A 23,416-nucleotide genomic window follows, 5' to 3' on the forward strand; every position below is an offset into this window, starting at 1 on the left:
CCCCTCACTCGGCGGTCACCCCGCCCGGTCGACGACCGTCTCGTCGTCGACGACCAGGTTGTACGCCCCCTCGTCGCCGTTCCAGAGCACCAGCACCGACTCGAAGACGAGCAGTTCCCCGTAGGCCGCCTCTCGGAGCCCCCGGTTCAGCGACGTCTCGTTCGTCACCACGGCGAAACAGTCCTCCCGCTGGCTGCCGTCGCCGATCCGGTAGAGCGGTCGGCCCGTAGAGAGCGACCGGCTGAGTTTCACCGAGAGACAGTCGATCCGATCGGTGACGTGGCGGTCCATCTCACAGAGTGGGGCGAATCGGGATCGCGAGGGCTCCGCGTCGATCCGTCGCTTCCCGTCCGAACGCAACAGCGCGTAGGCGTACTGGACGTCCCGGTTCACGAACTCGCCCGTCGCGGCGGTCCGTTCCCCCGGATCGCTCTCGCCTCGTTTCCCCCCGTCGAGACGTTCCTGTAGACCGCTCGGTTCGAGGTCCTCACGCACGTCGAACGACCACCCCTCGTCCGTCGGCCGCTCGCCCGGCCAGAGCCGGAGCGTGGGCGCGAACACGTCGAGCGGTCCGTCGTCGGCGAGCGCCCGTTCCACGGTACGCAAGCCGATCGCGGTGTTCCGGTCGGCGGGCGCGAGGAGGACGCACGTGCCGTCCGCGGCGAGGTGGGGGAGGAACCGTTCGACCGTTTCGACCGGAGCGTCGAGTTCGCTCAGCACGTTACAGAACAGGAGCAGGTCGTACTCCCCGTCGGGTTCGAACGTCTCCGCCCGGTCGCGGTGGATCCGGGGATGGACGTTCGGGCCCGTCTCCGCGAGGAGCTCCGAGAGGATCCCTACGGAGACGCTCGGCTCGATCGCGTGGTACTCGATCAGCGCTCTCCCGGCGTAGTCCGCGAGTCCGAGTGCCGGCCCGCCGACGCCCGCCCCGACGTCGAGAACCCGCAGGTGAGAGGGGAGCAGCCCCACGGAGCCGAGCTCGTCGAGGAGGTACTGGATCGCCGCGTAGTAGTCCTGCAGGTGGTAGAGCGCGTAGCCGAGCGCCGCCGTCTCGTCGTAGGCGACGTCCCTCCCGCGGTAGTAGCGCTCTTTCAGGTCGCGGATCGCCCCCCGGAGTGCGTCGCCCGACTCGTCGTCCTCCCACTCCGGACCGAACCGATCGGTCAGGAGGCCGTCCAGTCGGCGCTCGTAGCGCTCCGGGAGCCGGTCCACGCCGTCGAACTCGGGGACGAGAGGGCTGTCGGGAACGGGGACGAAGAGACCGTCCTCGCGTTCGAGCAGGCCGACCTCGGCGGCGCTCTCCCTGAGCACCTGTCGAACGACTGCCGAGTGCGGTCGGCTCTCGACGTACTCCGTCAGCTCCTCGGGATCGATCGGCCGGACGTTCCTGAGGTAGCGTGCCGTATCGCGGATCGTCGCCCGTTCCTCGGGCGTCATCGGTCTCCCGCGTCGTATCGGATCGCTCCCTCGCTGGCCTCGCGGTAGAGCGCCTCGAACGCCTCCCCATCCGACGCTGCGATCCGTTCGGCCGCGCTCGCGACGCTCTCCGCTCCGTCGAACGCTCCCTGGATCTCGCCGTAGACGTGCGGGGTTCCGCCGGTGACCGTCTCGACCAGGTCGTCGAGCCCCCGCGAGACCGGTGTCTCGAACCCCTCCGGGACCGGGTCGCGCGCGAGCGCGTAGGCGAGCACCGCGGCGTGGACCTTCGCCTGGACCGTCTCCATCGCCCGGTCGTGCTCTTCCGGGGTTGTCTCGACCAGGGCGTTCCCACGCGCCTCGATCCGCGAGAGGACCTCCTCCGTGATCGCGCCGCTCTCGTCGACGACCACCGGAACGTTTCCGGGCTCGTTCTCCGGGGCGAACAGCGGGTGGAGACTCGCTCGCTCGCGGTCGGATGCGGCCGCGCGCATCGCGTTCACGGGCTCGGTCATCGCGCCGCTCACGTCGAAGACGGCCGCCCCCGCCCGCGAGGCGTGCTCCTCGATGGCCGTCGGGGCGATCGAGAGCGGCACCGCGACACAGAGCGCGTCGAACCCCTCCTCACCGTCGATCGCGACCGCTCGACCACCCTGCGCCTCGGCCGCCGCTTGCGCGGCCGCGTGGTCCACGTCGGCGAATGCGATCTCGTCCACTCCCGTGGCGACCGCCGCCGCGAACCAGCGCCCCATCGCCCCCGCCCCGACGATCAGCAGTCTCATTCACCTGCCCTTCCCGGGCCGCGGGCAAAACCGGTTCGGACCTACCCCGCGGAGTAGCCCCCGTCGATCGTGAAGCCGTGGCCGGTGACGTAGGAGGCGCGCTCGCTGAGCAAGAAGACGATCGGCTCTGCGACCTCCTCCGGTTCGCCGAGGCGTTTCAACGGGTACGTCGCCTCCATCCGTTCTCTCGCCCGTTCGGGGTCGTCCGACGCCTCGAAGTAGTCCCGTGAGAGCGCGGTCTCGACGAAGCCCGGACAGACCGCGTTCGCGCGCACGCCGTGCGGGCCGAGTTCGGTCGCCACCGCCCGCGTGAAGTTCAGGACCGCCCCCTTCGTGAGCGAGTACGCCGAGAAGTTCGCCAGCCCGATCTGCCCCGCGAGCGAGGAGACGTTCACGATCGCCCCCGATCTCCGCTCCTTCATCCGCGGCACGACCGCGCGCGTGCCGTTCCAGGTGCCGTAGAGGTTCACGCCGAACACCGCGTCGCGGGTCGCCTCGTCGACGTCCTCGACCGGGTTCGGGGGCTGGCCGATCCCCGCGTTGTTCACGAGGCCGTCGATCCGGCCGAACGCCGAGACGGTCTCCTCGATGGCCGCCTCGAAGCTCTCCGGGTCGCGAACGTCGAGGCGTGCGCTCTCCGCGTCGATCTCCTCGGCCACCGCACGCGCCGCCTCGCCGTCCACGTCGGTGACGACGACCTCCGCGCCGTGGTCCGCACAGCACTCCGCTGTCGCCTTCCCGATGCCAGCGCCCGCGCCCGTGATCAGCACGACCCGATCGGTCAGATCCATACGGATGCGAGGCGTGAGCCAAAGAAAAACTGCGGGGTCAGACGACGAACCGTCTCTCGTACCGGGTGAGGTTCTCGTAGCCCTCCTCGGTGACGACGACGAGGTCCTCGATCCGGATCCCGCCCACGTCGGGGTGGTAGAGCCCCGGTTCGACGGTGATCACGTGCCCCGGCTCGAGTTCGCCGCCGCTCGGCGAGAGACTGGGGAGTTCGTGGACGTCGAGGCCGATGCCGTGGCCCGTCGAGTGGATGAAGCCGACTTCGGTACCGGGGTCGCTCCGGAGCGTCGCGTAGCCCGCCCCCTCGTAGACGTCACAGACCGCGTCGTGGACGTCCGCGCCGGTCACCCCCGGTTCGACGGCCGCGAGCGCCGCGTCGAGCGCTTCCTCGGTGATCTCGTAGCGCCGCACCGCCTCCTCGGTCGGCTCGCCGACGACGAACGTCCGGGTCATGTCGGCGTTGTACTTCGTGGCCTTGCTCCTCGGGAAGACGTCGATCACGATCGGCTGGTTCGCCGGCAGCGGCCCGCTCCCTCGGTCGTGGGGATCGGCGCCCTGTGCGCCCCCGGCGACGATCGTCTCGTCGAGCGCGTGGTCGTGTTCCAACAGAGTGCGCTCGATCTCCCTCGTCACGCGCTCGGAGGTGAGCGCCTCCCCGTCGAGGAGCAATCTACCGCTCTCGACGCTCGCCGCTCGCAACAGTTCCTCCGCGGCGGCCATCGCCGCCTCGTTCGCCCGCTGTGCCTCGCGGATGTAGCCGATCTCCTCGTCGGTTTTCACCGCACGGATCTCGGTGAGCACGTCCTCGGTCTCGGCCTCGACCGAGACCTCTCGATCCCGGAGGCCGTCGGCGGTCGCGAGCGGGAAGCGGGCGGGGGCGAGGGTGGAGGAGACGTCGTGGTCGGCGAGGAAGTCGGCCAGCATCCGCATCCGTTCGTCGGGCGAGCCGTACAGGTAATCGTAGTCGGCGTATCTCGAGACCGTCTCCGCCCGAGCCTCCTTCCGCGCCCGACCGTACTCCAGTCCGGACACGAGGAGGTGCGTCTCTCCCGTGTAGAGGGTGAAGAAGGGGTCGTGGGCGTCGAAGCCCGAGAGGTAGCGCTGGTCGGAGTGCTCCGAACTCGCGTCGATCAGGTAGCCGTCGGCGTCGCGGTCGTCGAGGAGCTCGTCGAGCGCGGAGAGGTCGGGGTCCATAGCGACGCTGGTCACGGCTTCGACATAACGGGTCCGGTTCGGCTCAGAGGGGTCGTCGTGGCCGACCGGATCTCTCGGGTTGACCTCTCATCGATGTCGTTCGATTCGAAATCGAAGAACTACGAACTCTTCCGGTGATCCCTCTCAGTTCTCGTGGTCTCCGGGGGCCAGTCCCGCCGCGACGCTCGCGATCAGGAGGTCGCGGATCTCGGGGTAGTCCGGACCGATCTCGACCTCGTGTAGCGTGAGGAAGGCGAGCGAGCGGAGCGCCCCCGCCACCACCTCGGGCTCGCCCTCGAACTCGACGCCCGCATCGATCCACGATTCGACGTGCGGGAGGAGGAAGGCCACCTTCTCCCGGTGGGCGGCCTCGAGCTCCGCTTCGCTCATCGTCGCGATCATCCGCGCGCGCTCGTCCGCGTCGTCGAGCAGCCCCCGGACCAAGGGGTTCGTCTCGATCTCGGAGAAGATCGCCGAGAGGAGCGCACGTATCTCCGCCTCGGGACCCGCTGCCGCGCTCACGGCCGTCTCGATCCGTTCGACGACGCCCTCGCGTTCGGTCTCGAGCACCGCCCAGTAGAGGTCGTCCTTCGAGTCGAAAAACCGGTAGAACGTCCCGCTCGCGATCCCCACAGGTTCGGTAAGGTCGCCGATCGTCGTCTTCTTCACGCCGTACCGGGTGAACTTCTCGCGACCGGTGTGGATGAGCGCCTCGCGGATCCGCTCCCGCTCGCCGTCGCTGAACCCGCTCATGCCCCGACGTCCGCCCGGACGAACCGGAGCCTGCTCGCGAACACCAGCGCGAGCGTCGAGACGATGAGGATCCCCGCACCCGTCAGGTCGTAGCTGCCCGCGACGAGCACCTCCGTCGGGTCGTAGTAGTGGGTGGGGCTCACGTAGCCGAGCCACTCCAGGTTCTCCGTGCTGGCGGCCAGCGACTCCACCAGGAAGAGCACGAACACGACGACGATCGCCGCCCGCTTCGCGAGGTCGGCTCGATCCGCGAGCACGGAGAGGACGAGGCCGATCGCGGCACACGCGAGCAGGTACGGGATCGAGAGCAGGTGGACCGCGAGGAGGTCGACCGGGTCGATCGACTGGCCGATCGCGACCACGCTCGCGTAGACCACCAGTGGAACGACGGCGTTCAGCGCGAGGATCGGGACTGAGAGCGAGAGGAACTTCTCCGCGAGCACTCTCGTCCGAGTGACCGGAAGCGAGAGGGTGAGGTCCATCCGGTCGCGCTCGACGTCGCTCGCGATCAGTCCGGCGGCGCTGTAGGCGAAGTAGAGCCCGAGGAGCAGGAGCCAGACGAACTGGTAGAGCTCGACCGCGAGAAAGCCCTCGATCGTGTCGAGCGCCGCGATCCCGAACATCTCCTGGAGCGCCGGGGGGAACGCCTCCACGTAGGCGTCCATGTCGACGTCGGCGGTCTCGATCGAGGGGAACAGCCCCGTGAACGAGGCGGCGAGGAGGCTCACGCCGGCGACCAGCGCCGCCGTCCCCTTCGCCCGGCGTCGCGCCTCGAACCGGGCGAACTCAAGCATCCGCGACCTCCGCTCTGCGCGCGGCTGGCTCCTCCTCGTCCGCCGCGCCCTCCTCGCCGTAGTAGTGCATGAAGACGTCCTCGAGCGGTGGCTCGCCGATCTCGACGTCGATAACGTCGAACTCCGTGAGACGCGAGAGCAGCGCGTTGTACTCGCCCGCGTAGGTGAACGCCAGCGCGTCGCCGACCGACTCGGCGTCGAACGCCCCGGGGAGCGCGAGCGCGTCCGGATCGAGCGACCCCTCTACCCTGATCCGCACCCGCTTACCGCCACGGGAGAGCAGCGTCTCGACGTCCTCGAGCGCGGCGAGCGTCCCCTCCCTGAGGATCCCCACGCGGTCACAGACCTGTCTGACCTCGCTCAGCACGTGCGAGGAGAAGAACACCGTCGTCCCCCGCTCGCTCTCCTCGGCGAGGAACTCGTGGAAGCGCTCCTGTTTCAGCGGATCGAGCCCGGAGGTCGGCTCGTCCATGATCACCAGATCCGGGTCGTGCATGAACGCCTGGACGATGCCGAGCATCTGCTCGTTTCCGGTCGAGTACTCGCGGACCTGCCGCTCGATCGGCGGGTCGAAGCGCGCTAGGAGTGCCTCGCGCCGGGAGTCGCCCTTGATCCTCCCGTGTAGATCGAGGATCTGCTCGCCGGTCGCCCCCTCGTCGAAGCCGAGGTCCGCCGGGAGGTAGCCGACACGGCGTCTCGCCTCGACCAGCGCCCCCTCGTCCCGCACGTCCGCGCCGAGCACTCTCGCCGTCCCCGACGTCGGCGAGAGCAGCCCCAGGAGCGTCCTGATCGCCGTGGTCTTGCCCGCGCCGTTCGGGCCGAGGAAGCCGAAGATCTCCCCCTCCTCGACGGAGAACGTGAGGTCGTCGACGCCCACGACATCGCCGTAGTGTTTCGTCAGCCCCTCGAGTTCTATCACGCCCATTCCAGCTCCTTCGTTCTCTGAATAGATGAAAATTCCTCTCATTCGTTCACGGCTCCGGGGAGGCGACCTCATATACGTCTCCGGCGTAGTATGACGAACGAATGTCACCGATCTCGAAGCGGGCGGACGCCCGACTTCGCCAGCGGATCGTCCTCGGGCTCCTGTTGCTCGCCCTGCTCGCGGTCGTCGCCTACGTCGTCGAGGCGGTCGTCGCGGTCGTCGTCGTCGCGGTCTTCCTCTACTACGCGGTCCGGCCGATCTACCGGTTCCTCCGCCGGTTCGATCTCGGAAAGCGTAAGAGAGCGGCGCTCGCGCTCGTGCTCTTCGGGGTTCCGTTTCTCGTCCTCCTGTTCTACACGGTCGCGATCGTCCTGCTCGAGACGGCACAGCTCGTCGAACAGTACGGCGTCCAGGACCAGCTCGTCCGGGGCGTGCTCGAGGCGGACCTCGGCGGGATCGAACTCTCCGAACTCGAGGAGACGATCGCCGGCGCGAGCGCCACGGCGCCGCTCGCCTCGCTCGGAACGGGGCTGCTCGGCTTCCTCGGGATGGCGAGCAGCCTCGTCGTCCAGACGATGGTCCTCGTCCTGCTCACCTACTACATGCTGATCGACGGCCCCCGGTTCGTCGCGTGGCTGCTCGAGACGTTCGACCGCGACGGCGTCCTCACCGAGTACGTCCGCGCGGTCGACCCCGAACTCTCGGCGACGCTCTTCGGCAACATCGTCAACGTCTTCGTCACCGCGGCGGTCGGCATCGTCGTCTTCAGCCTCTACAACGTCGTCGCGCCGCCGATCGTCCAGGTCCCGTTTCCGGCGCTGTTGGGCGCGCTCGCGGGAATCGGCAGTCTCGTCCCCGTCATCGGGATCAAGCTCGTCTACGTCCCGGTCGCACTCGCCCTGCTCGTCCGGCTCGTCCTCGAAGGCGACTACTCCGCGCTGCTCTACGTCGCCGGCTTCGTCGCCGTCGTCGGCGTCCTCGTCGACGCGATCCCCGACCTCCTCATCCGGGGGCTGATCTCCGGCGAGAACACCCACACGGGACTGCTGATCGTCGCCTACATCGTCGGCCCCGCCGTGTTCGGCCTCTACGGGCTCTTCCTCGCCCCGATCCTCCTCGTACTCCTGATCAACGCCGGCTACGTCCTCGTCCCCTACGTCGTCTCCGGCGAACTCCCCCACTCGCGTCAGACCAGGCTCGCCGAGTTCGACTCATTGGAGCCGACCGACCCTGGGAGGGGAACCGATCCGGAACCGGGAGGACCCCGATCCGACCGAACGACGGGTATCAGCACACCCCGAGAGCCTTGACCTCGACCGGGTGACGCCCGTCCGGAAGCTCCAGGGTGACCTCCTCGACGATCGCCCCTCTCGCTCTCGCTCGCCACCGCTCGACGGCCTCCAGATGGCGTTCGTGGTGGCGATCGGGCGAGTACCGTTCGCCCGCCTCCTCCATCGCCGCCGCGGTGTCGTCCGGCGTCGGGAACGGTCCGAGCGCGTCCGTATCGAGCAGCCCCCCGGGAGCGAGGTGGATCGGCGCCGGATCGCCCGATGGCTCGTCCGGTCCGGGGACGTGGAGTCGAGCCCGCTCCCGGGGAACGAACGGCGGCGTGATCCGGAGGACGGTCTCGCGACCGCCGCGAACCGTCGCCTCGTAGGCCGTGACGACGTCGCCCGCGGTCACCGCGACCGACCGGATCACGCGCGGGTCCTCGGAGCCGGGTCCCATCCGGTCGACCGGAGGGAGCGATCCCGCAAAAACCCGACGGGACCGATACGGTCATGGCCCGAGCGTGTCTCGGACCCGCACATGGACGTCACACTCTCGCCGTCGCGCCTCGCCGGGCGCGTGCGCGCGCCGCCCTCGAAGAGCTACACCCACCGGGCGATCCTCGCCGCCGGCTACGGCGAGGGCGCGACGGTGAGAGAGCCGCTGTTCGGTGCCGACCCCCGCGCGACGATGCGCGCCGTCCGCGCCTATGGCGGCACTGTCGAGGAGCGTGACGACCGCGTCGAGGTGGAGGGCTTCGCTGGGACGCCCGCGGTCCCCGACGACGTGATCGACTGCGCGAACAGCGGGACGACGATGCGCCTCGTGACCGCCACCGCCGCGCTCGGCGACGGCCTGACCGTGCTCACCGGCGACTCGTCGCTCCGCTCCCGCCCGCAGGGACCGTTACTCGAGGCCCTCTCGGACCTCGGCGGGCGTGCCGAGAGCACCCGCGGCAACGGCCAGGCGCCGCTGGTCGTCGGCGGGCCGATCTCCGGGGGGGCCGTCTCGATCCCCGGCGACGTCTCCTCGCAGTACATCACGGCGCTGCTGATGGCGGGGGCGGTGGGCGAGGGGGGGATCGAGATCGAACTCACGACGGAGCTGAAGTCCGCCCCGTACGTCGAGATCACCCTCGACGTGCTCGACGCCTTCGGGATCGAGGTCGAGCGCACCTCGGTGGGATTCTCGGTTCCGGGCGGGCAGACCTACGACGCGGCGGAGTACTCCGTACCGGGCGACTTCTCCTCGATGTCGTACCTCCTCGCTGCGGGCGCCCTCTGCGGCGAGGAGGTGACGACCACCGGCGCGCAGCCGAGCGCGCAGGGCGACAGCGCGATCGTCGGGATCGTCGAGCGGATGGGCGGCGACGTGGTGTGGGAGAGAGAGGAGGGCGAGATCCGGACGAGCGCGTCGGAGCTCTCGGGGATCGAGGTCGGGGTCGGCGACACGCCCGATCTGCTACCCACCATCGCCGTCCTCGGCGCGGCGGCGGGAGGCGAGACCCGGATCACCGACTGCGAGCACGTCCGGTACAAGGAGACCGACCGCGTGAGCGCGATGGCGACCGAGTTGGAGAAGATGGGGGCCGTCGTCAGGGAGGAACGCGATGTTCTCACCGTCGTCGGTGAGGAGACCGATCTCGTGGGCACCACGGTCGAGGGCTACGACGACCACAGGATCGTGATGGCGCTCTCGGTCGCTGGCTTGATCGCCGAGGGCGAGACGACGGTCGAGGGTGCCGAACACGTCGACGTCTCGTTCCCGGACTTCTTCGAGGTGCTTTCGGGCCTGGGCGCGGACGTCTCCGTCTGACCCGCCGCCGTCCAGTGCCGGGTAGCACTGTGACCCTGCGGGACGACGGTCCTCTATGCTCCGGGAGTCGGTCGAACGATCGCTTCTCGACGACCTCGGGATCCTGGTCTCCGAACCGTCGTCGGAGGCGCTGTTCCGGGCGGGAGAACGGTTTTCGAGCTACCTCGACCGCCGTCCGGACGGGTTGCAGTGCCCGTCGTGTGGCGGGATACGGGATCTCTCCCGCGATTCGTGCGGTGAGGCTCTCGTCCCCATGGCAACACATCGCGGCGGACTTCGTGATCGGCGCTCACGCGAGCGTCGACGCGGATACGCTGATCAGCTTCGATCGGGGCTTTTTCACCTCCTACTTCCCGGAGCTGACCGTCGTTCCGTGAGCGACTCCACGGCCACGCCTTCTGCAAGGACTAAATGCGAGGCACGCCACCCCCACGTATGAACGGCAACCGATTCGGTCGGCTCTTCCAGGTGACGACCTACGGCGAGAGCCACGGGCGGGCGATGGGCTGTGTGGTCTCGGGCTGTCCGGCGGGGCTCGAGCTAGAGGAGAGAGACCTCCAGCGGGAACTGGATCGCAGAAAGCCGGGCCAGTCGATGATCACGACTTCGCGCGACGAACCCGACGCGGTGACGATCAACTCGGGGATCGAGGACGGTTACACCACCGGAACGCCGATCGGGCTCACGATCCAGAACAAGGACGCTCGATCCGGTAAGTACGAGCCGTTCGTCACCGCGCCGCGACCAAGCCACGGCGACTACACCTACTCCGCGAAGTTCGGCACGCGCAACTGGGGCGGTGGCGGGCGATCCTCCGCGCGGGAGACGGTGAACTGGGTCGCTGCGGGTGCGATCGCCTCGAAACTGCTCTCGCTGGAAGGGATAGAGATCAAGGCCCACGTCAACCGGATCGGCGACGTCGGGGCCCGCGAGGTGAGCTTCGAGGAGATGAAAGAGCACACCGAGGAGAACCCCGTCCGGTGTGCCGATCCCGGGGCTGCCGCGGAGATGGAGGAGCTGATCGAGCGCTACCAGCGCGAGGGCGACTCGATCGGCGGCTCGATCGAGTTCGAGATCCGCGGCGTTCCCAGGGGACTCGGGGCGCCGCGGTTCGACGGGCTTCCCTCCCGGCTGGGCGCTGCGATCATGTCGATCCCGGCGACGACCGCCTTCGAGTATGGCCTCGGGACGGAGGCCAGTCGGTACTCGGGCTCCGAGCGCAACGAGGACTGGGCGTTCGACGACGGGGACTCGTTTCCCGAGATCCGGAGCGAGGAGGGGGACCCGGTTCCTATCGGCAACGACCACGGCGGGATCCAGGGTGGGATCTCTACTGGTGAGCCGATCTACGGCGAGGCGACCTGGCACGCGCCGACGTCGATCCCGAAGGAGCAGACGACGGTCGACTGGGAGACGGGCGAGGAGAAGCGGGTGCAGGTGATCGGCCGCCACGATCCGGTGTTACCCCCGAGGGCGGTCCCGGTCGTGGAGGCGATGTGTGCGCTCACGGTCGTCGACTTCATGCTGCTCGCTGGCAGGATCAACCCCGACCGGGTCGACGGTCGGGTCGGAGAGTACGCCACCGACTACCACCCCCGGAGCCCGGAGAACGAGTAGCCGGCGACACGAGAAGTTATAAGGGCCGGACGGATACTCACCGACGATAATGACAGAGGTAGTCTATCTCACGAGTGCCGTTCTCATGGGTGCACTGCTGGTCGCCGTCGGGGTCGCCGTCGGGCGTCGTGAGGGACGAGTGTCCGCGCTGCCCCGGGGGGAACCCGAACACGCATCCCGATGGGACGCCGCTTCCGAATCACTCACCCGGCTGACACGGAGTCCGACGACGTGGACGCTCACGTTCCTCGCGCTCACGGTCGGCGTCGGCGTCGGCGTGATCCTGTTCGTCGGCGGCGGTCCGGTCCCCGAGGGAACGCAGGCGCTCGCGGGCGTGGCGGTCGCCGGCGTGCTCGCGCTGGTCGTCTCCGCGTTCCTCTTCGTCGGGACGTACTTCACGGCCAAGTCGAAAGGGCGGTCGACCGCCTGGGGCGTCGCTGAGGGGACGATCGCGCTCGGACTGCTGCTCATCGGCGCGATCGTCCTCGCGCTCGTCTTCGGCTGATCCGATGGGAGGGCGCCCCGTGTACCGGCTCACGACGATCGTCTCCGCGAGGGAGGCGCGCTGGATCGCGCTCGTCCTCGTGGCCGAACTCTGGCTCCTCGCGATCTACTTCGCGTTCACGCCAGCCGAACCGACGAGCCTCCGCTACCTGCTCTACCCGTTCGTCTGGATCAACGTCGGGCTCTGGGTGATCCTGAAGACAGCCCCGCCGACTGCGGAGCGCCGTCACCGGGCCGGTGCGGCCGTTCTCGCGCTCTCGTACTTCCTCGTGCTTGCCGCGCTCTCGGGGCTGGTCGGCGTCCACACCGGCCAGGAACACCAGATCCACGCCGTCTCCGGGCTCTACACGACCATGGGCGCCCCCGGCTGGGGGCCGGCGGTCGCGTACGTCGGCGAGACGGTTCACCTCTCGTTCGTTCCCTACCTCGTGATCGGCTACCTCGCGCTCGCGTACCTCGTCTACGTGACCGTCCTCGACGCGGCCGGCGCCGCGCTCTCCGGCGTGCTCGGCCTCGCCACCTGCGTCGGCTGTGCCGTCCCGGTCGTCGCGTCGCTCGTCGCGGGCGTCGCCGGTGGCTCGTCCGCGCTCACCGTGGCCGTCTACAGCCTCTCGATCGACATCTCTACGGGCGTGTTCGTCCTCGCGGCCACGCTGCTCTACTGGCGGCCCGGCTACGATTCGCGCCGGTAGAGCAGCGCGAGCACGACGAGCAACGCGAATTCCGAGAGCTTCGCGGCGAGCGCGAGCGAGTCCCCGCGCAGGTGGTGGGGTCCGAGGAGGATCTCCCCGATCGAGTGGCTGTGTCCGTGACGCTCCAGCAGCGGCCACCACGCGCCGTGGCCGAACGCGTGCCAGCCGACGTAGCCCGCGATGTGGACGATCATGAGGACCATCCCCGCGAGGTAGATCGGTCTCCGTGGCGCACCCAGCAACACGAGGTTCGCGCCGACGAGTATCGCGACGCCCGAGAGCACGAACGCCGCGGGTCGTGGGTCGACGAACGGGGTGCCGGCGAGCGTGTAGGCGACGAACGCGGGCGTCCCGAGCGTCGGGTGAAAGAGGTGGAGCAGGGCGACGGCGTACGCGAGCGCGGCCGCGACGTATCCGAGGCTACGGTTCGACGGGCGATACCCCGTGGTTTCCCCCGAGTCGGGGGCGGTGTGCTCGTGGGTCACGCTCCCCTCAGAAGATCGAGTAGGTCGCCGCGATGGTCAGCAAGAACACCGCGAACACGCCCATGCTGAGGAGGTAGGTGAGCGAGCGCGGCTCGAAGCGCAGGTGCTGGAAGTAGGCCACGATCAGCACCGTCTTCGCAACCGCCGTCACCATCGTCGCCGAGACGGCCGTCCAGTAGTCGAACAGCTGGAAGAAGATCACCTTCGAGGTCGCGAGCACTAGGAGGGCGACGTAGATCGCGGTGTAGAGTTTCACCGACGCCATGACCTGATAGATACTCTCACCCGCACTTATAGGTTTGCGTGTTCCGGGACGTCGATAGGTAGATAACGGTTCGACGGTCCTCTCCTGACGGATGGCCGTCCCCCGCCCGCACCCGACACGCCCGTTCCACCTCGCGGCCCTCGCGCTGGTCGGCACGCTCGCGCTCGCGGACGTGGCCGCAGCCAGCAACGTGGTGACGGGGCTCGCGGACGACGCCGGCGACGTGACGGTGCCGACGTGGCTCTACCTGCTGACGGGTGGGGCCGTCGTCGGCGCGTCGGGGCTCCTCTCGATGCTCGTCACCGATCGCGCGTTCATCGAGGGCGTCCACGAGCACACGATATCAGTGTCGACGCGGTGGCTGCGACCGGTCGTCGTCCTGCCGGGCGCGGCCGGGGTCGTCCTCCTCGCGCTGGTCGTCGTCGTCGGCCTAGTCGGTCCGACGTTCGCGAACGCGAACCTCGCCGTACTCGTCGTCTTCGTCGGCGCTCGCGCGGGTCTGACGACGGTGGCCTATCTGATCGGGAACCCCTGGCCCGCGATCGACCCCTGGCGGGCGATCGCCGAACGGCTCCCCAACGGGTTCGTCGACTACCCCGCCGACCTCGGCGTCCTCCCGGCGGTCGTGGGGCTGCTCTCGCTGATCTGGATCGAGGTGATCGTCCCGGTCACGACGGTCCCCCGGGTCCTCGCGGTGGCCGTCCTCGCCTACTCCGTCTACACGCTCGCCGGGGCGATCGTCTTCTCGCCGGACGACTGGTTTCGCTACGGCGACCCGCTCTCGGTCTGGTTCCGGTTCTACGGGGCGGTCGCGCCGATCCAGCGGACCGAGAGCGGACTCGAACTGCGGCTGCCCGGCGCGCGGCTGCGCGAGGGTGACGCCTTTCGCGACCTCTCGGTCGTCGCGTTCTCCGTCCTGCTGGTCTGGGAGCTCACCTACAGTGGGTTCGTCGTCACGCCGCCCGGCGTGCGCACCGTCGAGCTCCTCGTCGGGATCGGCCTCCCGCCCGCCATCGTCTACCTCTCGATCCTCCTCTCGGGCTACGCGCTCTTCCTCGGGATCTACTGGCTCGCCGCGCGGCGGGCCCGCCGGCGCGCGGAGACGTACCTTACGACGCGTTATCTCGCCTTCCGGTTCGCACCCCCGCTGCTCGCCATCGCCGCGGGCTACCACCTCGCGCACTACGCCTCGTTCCTGCTCTCGCTCTCCCCCTCGCTGGTCGGGGCCCTCGCGACCCCGTTCTCTCCGCCGCTGCCCCCCCAGGTGCTCGTCCCCCCTCCCTGGTTCGGCACGCTCGACGTCGCATTCGTCCTCGTCGGGCACGTACTCGCCGTCTGGGCTGCCCACGCCGCTTCGTTCGACCTCTTCGCCGGGCGGCTCCAGGCGATCCGGAGCCAGTTCCCGTTCGTGCTCGTGATGGTGCTGTACACGATGCTCTCGCTCTGGTTGCTCTCGCTGCCGACCCAGCCGCCGGCGTTCGTCGCCTGAGACGGACGCCGACGGCTATATGGTCCGCTCCGTCGTGATCTCCGCTCACGGATGTTCCGCCCGATCTCGGAGCCGGAGTTCGCGATTCCGGATGACGAACGCCCGGCGTCGCGCTGTCCCCACTGTGAGCGGCCGTTCCGGACCGACCGCCTCGCTGATCTCCACCTCGGCGAGGTACACTCCGAGAGCTGTTCCGAGGCGGAGCGAGAGAGCTACGAGGAGGCCTACCGCGAGGAGTCCCACGACCTCTTCACCTTCCACGCGAAGGTGGTCGTCTCGTTGCTCCTGCTCTACTTCGGGGTCAGCTACACCTACGCGGTCGTCTGGCACTGATAGGGATCATCGTCGCCACCCGACTCTCGTTGGCTCACACGTCTCCGGTGTCGTTCGATCGGCAACCGAGAACGTGTGGCCTCCTACGATGAGGACGGTTGTGACTGGGTACCGGTGATCGCCAGTACGGGTCGACGATCACCGGTACGGGACTACGACCGTCCTGGTGACCGGACGACCGGGTGATCGAGCCTCACCGACGGAGGATGGAGTGGGGAGCCGGGGCGTAGGCTCATCGTCCGGGCGTACGTCACTCGACACGGTGTGACCGACAGCACTCTCGAACCCGATCGGCTCGGGGACCGACTCCTCTGGTCGCGTCACGCCAACCCGTGGAGCGTCTGGACGCTCGTCCCCGCCTACCCGGTGCTCGTCCTGACGATCTACCGCCGGAGTCGACCGCTTCTCGCCGGGACGCTCCTGTTCGTCGCGCTGAATCCCCTCCCGGTCTCCCCACCCGAGATCGACGAGACGTGGGCGACCCGCGCCGTCCTCGGCGAACGCGTCTGGATCGAACGCGGGATCCGTTCATCGGTACACACCCCGTTCGTCGTCGCCTGCGCACCCGTCTACGTGTTCACGCTCCGGTCGGCCGTCGAACGCCGGCCGGCCCGGACGGCCGTCGGAACCGTCGTCTCCGTAGCGCTGATGCTCGTGTTCTTCGGGCGGATGGTCGGGGTGTACGAGGAGGAGTACGAGCGCCGTACGAGGTCCCTGAGTCGCTGAGGTCACGGTCTGATCGATGCGGCGACGGTGTGGCCGGTTCGGTTACCGGCCCGGACCCCCTCACATGAGGTAGAACAGCGGGAAGAGGAACACCCAGACGATGTCGACGAAGTGCCAGTAGAGCCCGAAGAACTCCACCGGGCGGTGGTCCTCTAGATAGGCGTCCGAGCGGTAGATCCGGACGAACATGAATATCGCGATCAGCATTCCGAAGACGACGTGCAGGCCGTGCAGGCCGGTCGTGACGTAGTAGACCGACGCCTCGATGCTCGTCTGTGGGTAGATCCCCACCGAGAACTCGTAGCTCCACTCCCAGGCCTTGATCCCGAGGAACGTGAAGCCGAGCGCGAGCGTCGCACCCATCGCGGCGAGCAGCCCGCGCTTGCTCTTTCGCTCCGCTGCGACCAGCGCGAGGATGACGGTGAAACTGCTCGTCAGCAGGACGAACGTGTTCACCAATCCGGGTAAGGGGTCCGGCGGGACGGTCTCCCAGGCGGTCCAGCCCATCCCGGCGCGGATGAAGACGAACGCCCCGATCACGGCGCCGAAGACCACGACGTCGGAGGCGAGGAAGAACCAGACGCCGAGTTTCGTCTTCCCGACGTCCTCGAACGGCCAGCGCTCGGCGATCAGCGCCTCAGGAGCGTTGAACTCCTCGAGGCCGAAGCCGAGCAGCGCGTACCCGCTCAGCCCCAGGCCGGCGGCGATCGCCACGAGGTAGTGCGGCCCCTGGAGCTCGCCGGCGTGGAGCCCCGACAGCCCGACGAAGAGGACGAACACCCCGAGGCCGATCGCGAACGGCCAGATGCTCGCGTGGTCCTCGTGGACCTCGGCGTGTGCGAGTTCGGTCTCGGTCGGCTCGCGGACCTCGACGAACTGGGAGACGACGCCGCCGTCGGTCGCCCGCCCGCCGTCGGCGGCGTGTGCCGGGGCGGTCTCGACGAACGAGAGCGAGCCGTCGGCGTAGCTCGCGCGTCCCGGCCAGTTCTCGAGCGGCGGCGGTGACTCGATCGCCCACTCGGCGGTCCGGGAGAAGTCCCAGGGGTTCTCGCCCGCCGGCTCGCCGTTCCAGTAGCTCACGTAGAGGTTGTAGAACATGATCAGGAACGAGCCCGCGACGATGAACCCGCCGATCGTGGCGAGCTGGTGCCAGGTGATCAGCTCGACGTTGTACTCGAAGACGCGTCGGGGGGTCTCCCAGGCGAGGAACAGCGGGAAGTAGAGCAGGTTGAACCCGACGAAGAAGGTCCCGAAGTGCAGCTTCCCGAGGAACTCGTCGTACATCCGCCCGGTCATCTTCGGGTACCAGTAGTAGAGCGCGCCGAACAGGGCGGTCGCGCCGCCGAACATCACGTAGTGGAAGTGCGCGACGACCCAGTAGGTGCCCCGGAACTCGTAGTCGAGGACGGTCGCGCCGAGGAAGACGCCGGTGATACCGCCGAGGATGAACAGCAAGAGCGCGCCGAGCGCGAACAGGAACGGCGTCGTGAACTGCACCCGTCCCTTCACGAGCGTGTAGATCAGCGCGAAGACGATCAGGTCGAACGGGAGCGAGATGCCGATCGTCGTCGCCATCATCAGCGTCTTGATCTCTAGATTGATCGAGGTGAGGAACATGTGGTGCATCCAGACGAGGAAGCTCTGGACGGCGATGAGCACCATCGCGAGGATCACCCACTTGCGCCCGACCAGCCGGCGCCCGGAGAACGTCTGGAAGATCTCGAGCATCACCCCGAGCGCGGGGAAGAAGACGATGTACACCTCCGGGTGGCCGAAGAACCAGAACAGGTGTGCCCACAGTAACGAACTGTCCCCCGTTCCGGTCGCGGTGAAGTAAAGCGTCCCGATGATCCGATCGGAGCCGAGGAGGAGAAGCGCCCCGAGCAGCGCGGCGAACGCGAACAGCATCATCCAGACGGTGAGCAGGATCGACCAGGTGAACAGCGGCACGTTCCACATCCCCATCCCCTCGGCTCTCCCTCGATGGATGGTGACGAGGAAGTTCACCGTCCCGATCGTCACCGAGACGACGAACAGCAACAGCGCGAGGACGGCGCTCGTCCCCCCGACGGTCGGCGAGTACTCGGGGATGTTGAGCGGGGCGTACATCGTCCAGCCCGCGTCGTAGGTGCCGCCCTGGAAGAACGAGAGCGCGATGAGCAGCCCGGAGAAGAGGTAGACCCAGTAGCTGAGCGCGTTGAGCCTGGGGAACGCGAGGTCCTTCGCGCCGATCTGCAGCGGCACGATGTAGTTCGCGAAGCCGAAGGCGAAGGGCGAGAGGAACCAGAACACCATCAACAGGCCGTGGGTGGTGACCGCCTCGTTGTACGCCCGCCCCGAGAGGATGCTCGGCCCGGGCACCCACAGCTGCATCCGGATGAGCAGCGCGAGCACCCCCCCGAGCAACAGGAAGAACAGCGCCGTCACGAGGTAGAGGATGCCGACGTCCTTGTGGTTGGTCGTGACCAGCCAGCGTTTCACCGAGGAGGCCGGCGGGAGGTCGCTCATCGGACCACCACCGTGCCAGCGACCGTCTCGGACTCGTCGTCGGCGTCCTCCTCGTCGTCGGCCGCTTCGTCAGCCGCCTCCTCGCCCTCCTCGACGTCGTCCTCGTCGGTCTCGTCCTCACCGTTCCCGTACGCCTCGGGGTCCTCGTACCACTCCTCGAACTCATCGGGCTCCATCACGATCACGTCTGCGACCATGTCGGAGTGACCGATCCCACAGAGCTCGAAACACCAGGCGACGTGTTCGCCGGGCTCCTCGGCGACGAACCAGGTCTCGGTCGTCTGACCGGGGATCGCGTCCGCCTTCACTCGCAGGTCGGGTATCCCGAAGTTGTGCCAGACGTCGCTCGAGGTGATGGTGAGCGTCACGGTCCGGTCGGCCGGGACCCGGAGTTCGTTCGTCTCGGTGTGGCCGTTCGGGTACTCGAACTCCCAGCCGAACTGGAAGCCGACGACGTCGACGTCGAGGTTCTCGTCGGTGCCCTGGTCGGACGGGCCTGCCTCGACGTAGAGCAGCGCGCCGTAGGTCCAGGCGACGAGACTGATGACGATGATCGCGCTGAGGAAAAACGAGAGGAACAGCTTCCGTCCGCCGCCCTCTCCGGTCGGGAGTTCGCCGAGGACCGGCCGGTCGGCCTCGCTGGCCTCCTCGCCCCGGTCCCGGTACTTGTAGGCGTTATAGAGCGTGTAGCTCACGACGACGATCCCGACGATCGTCCCCAGAATCAGGAACACCTGAAAGATCTCCTCGAAGAGCTGTACCTGTGTCCCCCACTCGTCGCCGGGGAGACGCGGGAGCGGGGCGAGCGGGAGCGCGTCGATCGGTGTCGGGTAGTTCATCATCGTATATCTACGTCTGCAGTCACTCGCTACCGTTTCACACGCTTGCTTATTATCGTTTCGCAGAGACCGCGCGGGGGCCGACCCGATCTGCCGATCGTCCCACACGAACTATTATCATCGACAACGAACTCGTGTGATAGCATGAGCGATGCACCGTCCGGCGGCAACGGCACCGACGAGGGGCTCGAGAGGCTGACGGAGGAGGAGAAGATCGCCGAGATCGAGGAGTTCGACTCGCTGTTCGGCATCGTCGCCGACGGCGTGGTCGGCGCGGCCGGCGGGCTGGTCGGGGTGGCGGCGATGACCGTCGGACTGTTGATCGCGGAGTCAGTGGGGGCGTTCTCGCGCGAGTCGTTCGGTCAGCTCGCGCTGATGATCGGCCTCGACGGACTGGCCTCGCCGGTCGCGCTCGGATACGGAGCCTTCGTACTGGGAGGGATGGTGCCGTGGCCGCTGCTGTTCGCCTCGATGAAGGAGTACCTGCCCGGCGGGCGCGACCCGGTGAAGGGGATCGTCTTCGGAACGATCCTCTGGACGGGCTTCGTCCTCGCCTTCTACGACGGCTTCACGGGGATGACGCTCGTCGCCTACGTGGTGCTTACGCTCATGGCTCACTGGGCGTACGGCTTCTCGCTCGGCGCCGTCTTCGAGTACCTCTCGACCCGGCCGGACTCGCTCGTCTGAGTCCGCCGGGAACCGCTCGTGAGGACGATATACTAGGAACCCTAAACGCTGGGGTCGTTCTTAACCATTAATCTATGGTAACGGATAGCAAAGCCTTTACTTTCCACCTCTCGAATCTCCCCGTACACTGGGCCCGGGGAGGGCCGAGATGCCACCATGACTGACAACGAACTCATCTGGCGGATCGCCGGCGGTTCCGGGGACGGAATCGACTCGACCAGCCAGAACTTCGCGAAGGCCCTGATGCGGTCGGGGCTCCACGTATTTACGCATCGTCACTACCCCTCTCGGATCCGGGGCGGGCACACCTACGTCGAGATCCGGGCGAAGCCCGAGGAGGTCACCTCGCGTGGTGACGGCTACAACTTCCTGCTCGCGCTGGGCGACAGCTTCGCTCGCAACCCGAAAGAGGGTGCCGTCTACGGGAACGAGGAGATCAAACCCCTCTCGGAGAACTTAGACGACCTCAGGGAGGGCGGGATCATCCTCTACGACTCCGGGCTGGTCGACGCCTCGGAGGTCCCGGACTTCGAGGAACGGGTAGAGGAGAACGACTGGCACGTCTTCGACATCGACCTCCGGAGCATGGCGCGCGAACACGGCCGCGAGGTCATGCGCAACACCGCCGGCGTCGGCGTCACCGCCGCGCTGATCGGGATGGACACGGAGCCGATCGAGGACCTGATGGAGGAGGCGATGGGCTCACGCGAGGGGATCTTAGAGCCGAACCTCACGATCCTCCACGAAGCCTACGAGATGATCGAGGAGGAGTACGACGTCGACCACGACGTGAAACTCCCCGAGGGCGACCATGAGGAGACGCAGGTGCTCATCTCGGGCTCGAACGGCGTCGCCTACGGCGCGCTCGACGAGGGCTGTCGGTTCATCGCGGGCTACCCGATGACCCCCTGGACCGACGTCTTCACGATCATGTCCCAGCACCTGCCCGACGTGGGCGGGATCTCCGAGCAGGTCGAAGACGAGATCGCGGCGGCCTGTCTCGCGCTCGGCGCGAGCCACGCGGGCGTGAAGTCGATGTCGGGTTCTTCGGGAGGGGGCTTCGCCCTGATGGGCGAGCCGCTCGGGCTCGCCGAGATGTCCGAAACCCCCGTCGTGCTGATCGAGGCGATGCGCGCGGGGCCGTCGACCGGTCTGCCGACCAAACCCGAACAGGCCGACCTCGAGTCGGTGCTCTACTCGAGCCAGGGCGACTCCTGCCGGGTGGTGTTCGCCCCCGGCACCCCCGCCGAGGCGTACGACCAGACGCGAAGGGCGTTCGAACTCGCGTACGACTACCACGTCCCGGCGATCGTGATCATCGACCAGAAGCTCTCCGGCGAGAACCAGAACGTCCCCGAGAGCTTCTTCGACCGCGAGCCGAACGCGGACCCCGGAGCCGTCCTCACCGAGGAGGAGCTGGCGGAGATGCCCCACGACGAGGCTGGCAAGTTCAAGCGGTTCCAGTACGACCCCGAGAACGGCGTCAACCCCCGGTCGGTGCCGGGCCAGAAGGGCGGGCGCTTTCTCGTCACGGGGAACGAACACTCGCCGTACGGCCACATCGAGGAGGACCCCGACAACCGGGTCTTCCAGATGGACCGGCGGATGCGCAAGATCGAGTCGATCCGCGAGGAGCTCGACAGCGACCCCGAGAGCTCACACCAGACCTACTTCGGCCCCGACGAGGCGGAGTACGGCATCGTCACCTGGGGGTCGAGCCAGGGCGCGGTCCGCGAGGCGACCGCCCGGCTCAACGACGACGGCCACTCGGTGCGCGCGATCTGCGTGAGCGACCTGATGCCGTTCCCCGAAACGGAGCTGACCGAGTTCCTCGAGGGCGTCGACGAGGCGCTCGTCGTCGAGATGAACGCCTCGGCGCAGTTCCGCGGGCTCGCCCAGAAGGAGCTGGGGCGCTTCGGCGAGAAGATGAACAGCCTACTCAAGTACGACGGCAACCCGTTCGAGCCGGCCGAGGTGGTCGAGGGGTTCGAGCTCCAGATCGTCGAGGACGGCACCGAGACCCCGGCGGCGAACACGCGGCTCGAACCCGCGGCAGGTGACTAGATCATGAGTGCATTCAGCGCGATCGGCGAGGAACGAGAGATCGACCGAGAGGAGTTCACCCCGCTGCAGGAGCCACAGCCGACGTGGTGTCCGGGCTGCGGTGACTTCGGCGTCCTGAAGGCGCTGAAACAGGCGATGCCCGAAGTAGGGAGAACCCCGGACGAGGTGCTTCTCTGTACCGGGATCGGCTGTTCGGGCAAGCTCAACAGCTACTTCGAGAGCTACGGCTTCCACACGATCCACGGGCGGTCGCTGCCGATCGCCCGCGCGGCGAAGCTCGCGAACCCGGGGATAGAAGTGATCGCCGCCGGCGGCGACGGAGACGGTTACGGGATCGGCGGGAACCACTTCATGCACACCGCCCGCGAGAACCACGACATGACCTACATCGTGTTCAACAACGAGATCTTCGGCCTCACCAAGGGCCAGACCTCGCCGACGAGCCCGAAGGGTCACAAGTCGAAGACCCAGCCCTCCGGATCGGCGAAGGACCCGATCCGGCCGCTGTCGCTCTCGCTCACCTCGGGTGCGAGCTACATCGCCCGCACCGCGGCGGTGAACCCGAACCAGGCGAAGGAGATCCTCGTCGAGGCGATGGAACACGACGGCTTCGCGCACATCGACTTCCTCACGCAGTGTCCGACCTGGAACAAGGACGCGAAGCAGTACGTCCCGTACGTCGACATCCAGGACTCCGACGACTACGACTTCGACGTCCACGACCGGAAGGAGGCGGCCGACATGATGTTCGAGACGGAGAACGCGCTACACGAGGGCACCGTCCTCACCGGCCGGTACTACGTTGACGAGGACCGACCCTCCTACGGCGAGGAGAAGCGCTCGATCGGCGAGATGCCCGAAGAGCCGCTCGCCGAACGCTACTACGACGAGGACTACGAGTGGGAGCGCAGCTACGACCTGCTCGACCGACACAAGTAGCCGATCGACCCGTTTTTCCGATTCAGCGCGAGCGGTTTCGAGAGTGCGGTTCTCGCTTTCCGGTTCGGAAGGTATTTTTTCGTCCGGGCGAAAGGAGTGCTCGTGGCGACGAACTCGACAGCCGATCAAATCTTGGCGGTGCTCGAGGAGGACGCACAGGCCTCCTACGCCGAGATCGCGCGTCGGGCGGGCGTCTCGAAGCCGACGGTCAGGAAGTACGTCCGCAAACTCGAAGACGACGGCGTGATCGTCGGCTACTCCGCCGACGTCGATCCGAAGAAGCTCTCCGGACGGTCGATCGCCCTCGTCGGCATCGACGTCGAGAGCGAACGCTACATCGACGCGACGCGCGAGCTCGCGGAGACGGAGTCGGTCGAGTCGTTGTTCTCCTCTTCGGGCGATCACATGCTGATGGCCGAGGTGAGAGCCGAGAGCGGCGACGGCGTCGGCCGGATCATCAAAGAGGAGATCCTCTCGATACCCGGCGTCACCGCCGCCCACCCCTGCTTCCTCCAGGAACGGCTGAAGTAA

At 67.8% G+C, this 23,416-nt stretch carries 25 protein-coding genes; 13 read left to right on the top strand and 12 right to left on the bottom strand.

Annotated features, from left to right (window positions below; translation table 11 throughout):
* Window positions 1–15: 15 nt before the first annotated feature.
* The 7 genes from V2L32_RS10420 to V2L32_RS10450 form a co-directional block, all read right to left on the bottom strand.
* Entirely contained in the window at window positions 16–1,437 is a 1,422-nt protein-coding gene (locus V2L32_RS10420; protein WP_331236427.1) for a small ribosomal subunit Rsm22 family protein, read from the bottom strand.
* The gene (locus tag V2L32_RS10425; protein ID WP_331236428.1) at window positions 1,434–2,198 is read right to left on the bottom strand and encodes a prephenate dehydrogenase; all 765 of its coding nucleotides are present in this window, start codon (window positions 2,196–2,198) and stop codon (window positions 1,434–1,436) included. Before V2L32_RS10425 ends, V2L32_RS10420 begins: the two co-directional genes overlap by 4 nt.
* A gap of 41 nt (window positions 2,199–2,239) precedes the next feature.
* Window positions 2,240–2,989 (bottom strand): SDR family NAD(P)-dependent oxidoreductase, encoded by a 750-nt coding sequence (locus V2L32_RS10430; protein WP_331236429.1) that lies wholly within the window; start codon window positions 2,987–2,989, stop codon window positions 2,240–2,242.
* A 37-nt stretch (window positions 2,990–3,026) separates the two neighbouring features.
* A complete protein-coding gene (locus V2L32_RS10435) occupies window positions 3,027–4,181 on the bottom strand; it encodes a M24 family metallopeptidase (RefSeq protein ID WP_331236430.1) in 1,155 nt (384 codons plus the stop codon).
* Window positions 4,182–4,325: 144 nt separating this feature from the next.
* The gene (locus V2L32_RS10440; protein ID WP_331236431.1) at window positions 4,326–4,934 is read right to left on the bottom strand and encodes a TetR/AcrR family transcriptional regulator; all 609 of its coding nucleotides are present in this window, start codon (window positions 4,932–4,934) and stop codon (window positions 4,326–4,328) included.
* Window positions 4,931–5,728, bottom strand: a complete 798-nt coding sequence (locus V2L32_RS10445; protein WP_331236432.1) for an ABC transporter permease subunit — start codon at window positions 5,726–5,728, stop codon at window positions 4,931–4,933. The genes V2L32_RS10440 and V2L32_RS10445 overlap by 4 nt, the downstream gene beginning before the upstream one ends.
* Entirely contained in the window at window positions 5,721–6,653 is a 933-nt protein-coding gene (locus tag V2L32_RS10450; RefSeq protein WP_331236433.1) for an ABC transporter ATP-binding protein, read from the bottom strand. The genes V2L32_RS10445 and V2L32_RS10450 overlap by 8 nt, the downstream gene beginning before the upstream one ends.
* Before the next feature lie 101 nt (window positions 6,654–6,754).
* On the opposite strand from V2L32_RS10450, the gene V2L32_RS10455 reads away from it, so the two are divergent.
* Window positions 6,755–7,963, top strand: coding sequence for an AI-2E family transporter (locus tag V2L32_RS10455; RefSeq protein WP_331236434.1), 1,209 nt, complete (start codon window positions 6,755–6,757; stop codon window positions 7,961–7,963).
* Here the strand turns inward: V2L32_RS10455 and V2L32_RS10460 are convergent.
* Complete coding sequence (locus tag V2L32_RS10460; RefSeq protein WP_331236435.1) at window positions 7,941–8,381, bottom strand: hypothetical protein; 441 nt, start codon at window positions 8,379–8,381, stop codon at window positions 7,941–7,943. The two genes, V2L32_RS10455 and V2L32_RS10460, sit on opposite strands and share 23 nt — an antisense overlap.
* Before the next feature lie 81 nt (window positions 8,382–8,462).
* On the opposite strand from V2L32_RS10460, the gene aroA reads away from it, so the two are divergent.
* The 5 genes from aroA (at window position 8,463) to V2L32_RS10485 (ending at window position 12,550) form a co-directional block, all read left to right on the top strand.
* The gene (aroA, locus tag V2L32_RS10465) at window positions 8,463–9,737 is read left to right on the top strand and encodes a 3-phosphoshikimate 1-carboxyvinyltransferase (RefSeq protein ID WP_331236436.1); all 1,275 of its coding nucleotides are present in this window, start codon (window positions 8,463–8,465) and stop codon (window positions 9,735–9,737) included.
* Window positions 9,738–9,973: 236 nt separating this feature from the next.
* Window positions 9,974–10,114 carry a hypothetical protein gene (locus V2L32_RS10470; RefSeq protein ID WP_331236437.1) on the top strand — a complete coding sequence of 47 codons (141 nt, stop codon included), beginning with the start codon at window positions 9,974–9,976 and terminating at the stop codon, window positions 10,112–10,114.
* 58 nt (window positions 10,115–10,172) lie between these two features.
* Window positions 10,173–11,354, top strand: a complete 1,182-nt coding sequence (gene aroC, locus V2L32_RS10475) for a chorismate synthase (protein ID WP_331236438.1) — start codon at window positions 10,173–10,175, stop codon at window positions 11,352–11,354.
* Between the two features lie 49 nt (window positions 11,355–11,403).
* Window positions 11,404–11,859, top strand: coding sequence for a hypothetical protein (locus tag V2L32_RS10480; protein ID WP_331236439.1), 456 nt, complete (start codon window positions 11,404–11,406; stop codon window positions 11,857–11,859).
* A 19-nt stretch (window positions 11,860–11,878) separates the two neighbouring features.
* Window positions 11,879–12,550 carry a DUF7546 family protein gene (locus V2L32_RS10485; protein WP_331236440.1) on the top strand — a complete coding sequence of 224 codons (672 nt, stop codon included), beginning with the start codon at window positions 11,879–11,881 and terminating at the stop codon, window positions 12,548–12,550.
* Here V2L32_RS10485 and V2L32_RS10490 read toward each other — a convergent pair.
* Together V2L32_RS10490 and V2L32_RS10495 are read right to left on the bottom strand one after the other, a co-directional pair.
* Entirely contained in the window at window positions 12,532–13,035 is a 504-nt protein-coding gene (locus tag V2L32_RS10490; protein ID WP_331236441.1) for a hypothetical protein, read from the bottom strand. The genes V2L32_RS10485 and V2L32_RS10490 overlap by 19 nt on opposite strands.
* A 7-nt stretch (window positions 13,036–13,042) precedes the next feature.
* A complete protein-coding gene (locus tag V2L32_RS10495) occupies window positions 13,043–13,300 on the bottom strand; it encodes a cytochrome C oxidase subunit IV family protein (protein ID WP_331236442.1) in 258 nt (85 codons plus the stop codon).
* A gap of 91 nt (window positions 13,301–13,391) precedes the next feature.
* Between V2L32_RS10495 and V2L32_RS10500 the strand changes: the two genes are divergently transcribed.
* The 3 genes from V2L32_RS10500 (at window position 13,392) to V2L32_RS10510 (ending at window position 15,848) form a co-directional block, all read left to right on the top strand.
* Window positions 13,392–14,789: a hypothetical protein gene (locus tag V2L32_RS10500; RefSeq protein WP_331236443.1), complete on the top strand. Its 1,398-nt coding sequence runs from the start codon at window positions 13,392–13,394 to the stop codon at window positions 14,787–14,789.
* Between the two features lie 51 nt (window positions 14,790–14,840).
* Window positions 14,841–15,122 (top strand): DUF7410 domain-containing protein, encoded by a 282-nt coding sequence (locus V2L32_RS10505; RefSeq protein WP_331236444.1) that lies wholly within the window; start codon window positions 14,841–14,843, stop codon window positions 15,120–15,122.
* Window positions 15,123–15,386: 264 nt separating this feature from the next.
* A complete protein-coding gene (locus V2L32_RS10510) occupies window positions 15,387–15,848 on the top strand; it encodes a DUF6653 family protein (protein WP_331236445.1) in 462 nt (153 codons plus the stop codon).
* Window positions 15,849–15,908: 60 nt separating this feature from the next.
* Here the strand turns inward: V2L32_RS10510 and V2L32_RS10515 are convergent, their stop codons facing one another.
* The gene (locus V2L32_RS10515; protein ID WP_331236446.1) at window positions 15,909–18,356 is read right to left on the bottom strand and encodes a cbb3-type cytochrome c oxidase subunit I; all 2,448 of its coding nucleotides are present in this window, start codon (window positions 18,354–18,356) and stop codon (window positions 15,909–15,911) included.
* Window positions 18,353–19,198 (bottom strand): cytochrome c oxidase subunit II, encoded by an 846-nt coding sequence (coxB, locus tag V2L32_RS10520; RefSeq protein WP_409348416.1) that lies wholly within the window; start codon window positions 19,196–19,198, stop codon window positions 18,353–18,355. The genes V2L32_RS10515 and coxB overlap by 4 nt, the downstream gene beginning before the upstream one ends.
* 141 nt (window positions 19,199–19,339) lie before the next feature.
* Here coxB and V2L32_RS10525 point away from each other — a divergent pair, with 141 nt between their 5' ends.
* From V2L32_RS10525 to lrpA1, 4 genes are all read left to right on the top strand, one after another.
* Window positions 19,340–19,882, top strand: coding sequence for a DUF6789 family protein (locus V2L32_RS10525; RefSeq protein WP_331236448.1), 543 nt, complete (start codon window positions 19,340–19,342; stop codon window positions 19,880–19,882).
* 156 nt (window positions 19,883–20,038) lie between these two features.
* The gene (locus V2L32_RS10530; protein ID WP_331236449.1) at window positions 20,039–21,946 is read left to right on the top strand and encodes a 2-oxoacid:acceptor oxidoreductase subunit alpha; all 1,908 of its coding nucleotides are present in this window, start codon (window positions 20,039–20,041) and stop codon (window positions 21,944–21,946) included.
* Window positions 21,947–21,949: 3 nt separating this feature from the next.
* Window positions 21,950–22,885 (top strand): thiamine pyrophosphate-dependent enzyme, encoded by a 936-nt coding sequence (locus V2L32_RS10535; protein WP_331236450.1) that lies wholly within the window; start codon window positions 21,950–21,952, stop codon window positions 22,883–22,885.
* A gap of 102 nt (window positions 22,886–22,987) precedes the next feature.
* Window positions 22,988–23,416, top strand: coding sequence for an HTH-type transcriptional regulator LrpA1 (gene lrpA1 / locus V2L32_RS10540; RefSeq protein ID WP_331236451.1), 429 nt, complete (start codon window positions 22,988–22,990; stop codon window positions 23,414–23,416).

This window comes from Halalkalicoccus sp. CGA53 (genome assembly GCF_036429475.1).
Lineage (GTDB): Archaea > Halobacteriota > Halobacteria > Halobacteriales > Halalkalicoccaceae > Natronorarus > Natronorarus salvus.

Bases quoted from the DNA above. Each gene is read 5' to 3' on its own strand.
- V2L32_RS10425 (WP_331236428.1), bottom strand. From the start codon at position 2,198: ATGAGACTGCTGATCGTCGGGGCGGGGGCGATGGGGCGCTGGTTCGCG.
- V2L32_RS10515 (WP_331236446.1), bottom strand. From the start codon at position 18,356: ATGAGCGACCTCCCGCCGGCCTCCTCGGTGAAACGCTGGCTGGTCACG.
- V2L32_RS10530 (WP_331236449.1), top strand. From the start codon at position 20,039: ATGACTGACAACGAACTCATCTGGCGGATCGCCGGCGGTTCCGGGGAC.
- coxB (WP_409348416.1), bottom strand. From the start codon at position 19,198: ATGATGAACTACCCGACACCGATCGACGCGCTCCCGCTCGCCCCGCTC.
- V2L32_RS10440 (WP_331236431.1), bottom strand. From the start codon at position 4,934: ATGAGCGGGTTCAGCGACGGCGAGCGGGAGCGGATCCGCGAGGCGCTC.
- V2L32_RS10480 (WP_331236439.1), top strand. From the start codon at position 11,404: ATGACAGAGGTAGTCTATCTCACGAGTGCCGTTCTCATGGGTGCACTG.
- V2L32_RS10430 (WP_331236429.1), bottom strand. From the start codon at position 2,989: ATGGATCTGACCGATCGGGTCGTGCTGATCACGGGCGCGGGCGCTGGC.
- aroA (WP_331236436.1), top strand. From the start codon at position 8,463: ATGGACGTCACACTCTCGCCGTCGCGCCTCGCCGGGCGCGTGCGCGCG.
- V2L32_RS10445 (WP_331236432.1), bottom strand. From the start codon at position 5,728: ATGCTTGAGTTCGCCCGGTTCGAGGCGCGACGCCGGGCGAAGGGGACG.
- V2L32_RS10455 (WP_331236434.1), top strand. From the start codon at position 6,755: ATGTCACCGATCTCGAAGCGGGCGGACGCCCGACTTCGCCAGCGGATC.
- V2L32_RS10525 (WP_331236448.1), top strand. From the start codon at position 19,340: ATGAGCGATGCACCGTCCGGCGGCAACGGCACCGACGAGGGGCTCGAG.
- V2L32_RS10460 (WP_331236435.1), bottom strand. From the start codon at position 8,381: ATGGGACCCGGCTCCGAGGACCCGCGCGTGATCCGGTCGGTCGCGGTG.
- V2L32_RS10435 (WP_331236430.1), bottom strand. From the start codon at position 4,181: ATGGACCCCGACCTCTCCGCGCTCGACGAGCTCCTCGACGACCGCGAC.
- V2L32_RS10535 (WP_331236450.1), top strand. From the start codon at position 21,950: ATGAGTGCATTCAGCGCGATCGGCGAGGAACGAGAGATCGACCGAGAG.
- V2L32_RS10495 (WP_331236442.1), bottom strand. From the start codon at position 13,300: ATGGCGTCGGTGAAACTCTACACCGCGATCTACGTCGCCCTCCTAGTG.
- V2L32_RS10450 (WP_331236433.1), bottom strand. From the start codon at position 6,653: ATGGGCGTGATAGAACTCGAGGGGCTGACGAAACACTACGGCGATGTC.
- aroC (WP_331236438.1), top strand. From the start codon at position 10,173: ATGAACGGCAACCGATTCGGTCGGCTCTTCCAGGTGACGACCTACGGC.
- V2L32_RS10500 (WP_331236443.1), top strand. From the start codon at position 13,392: ATGGCCGTCCCCCGCCCGCACCCGACACGCCCGTTCCACCTCGCGGCC.
- V2L32_RS10420 (WP_331236427.1), bottom strand. From the start codon at position 1,437: ATGACGCCCGAGGAACGGGCGACGATCCGCGATACGGCACGCTACCTC.
- V2L32_RS10505 (WP_331236444.1), top strand. From the start codon at position 14,841: ATGTTCCGCCCGATCTCGGAGCCGGAGTTCGCGATTCCGGATGACGAA.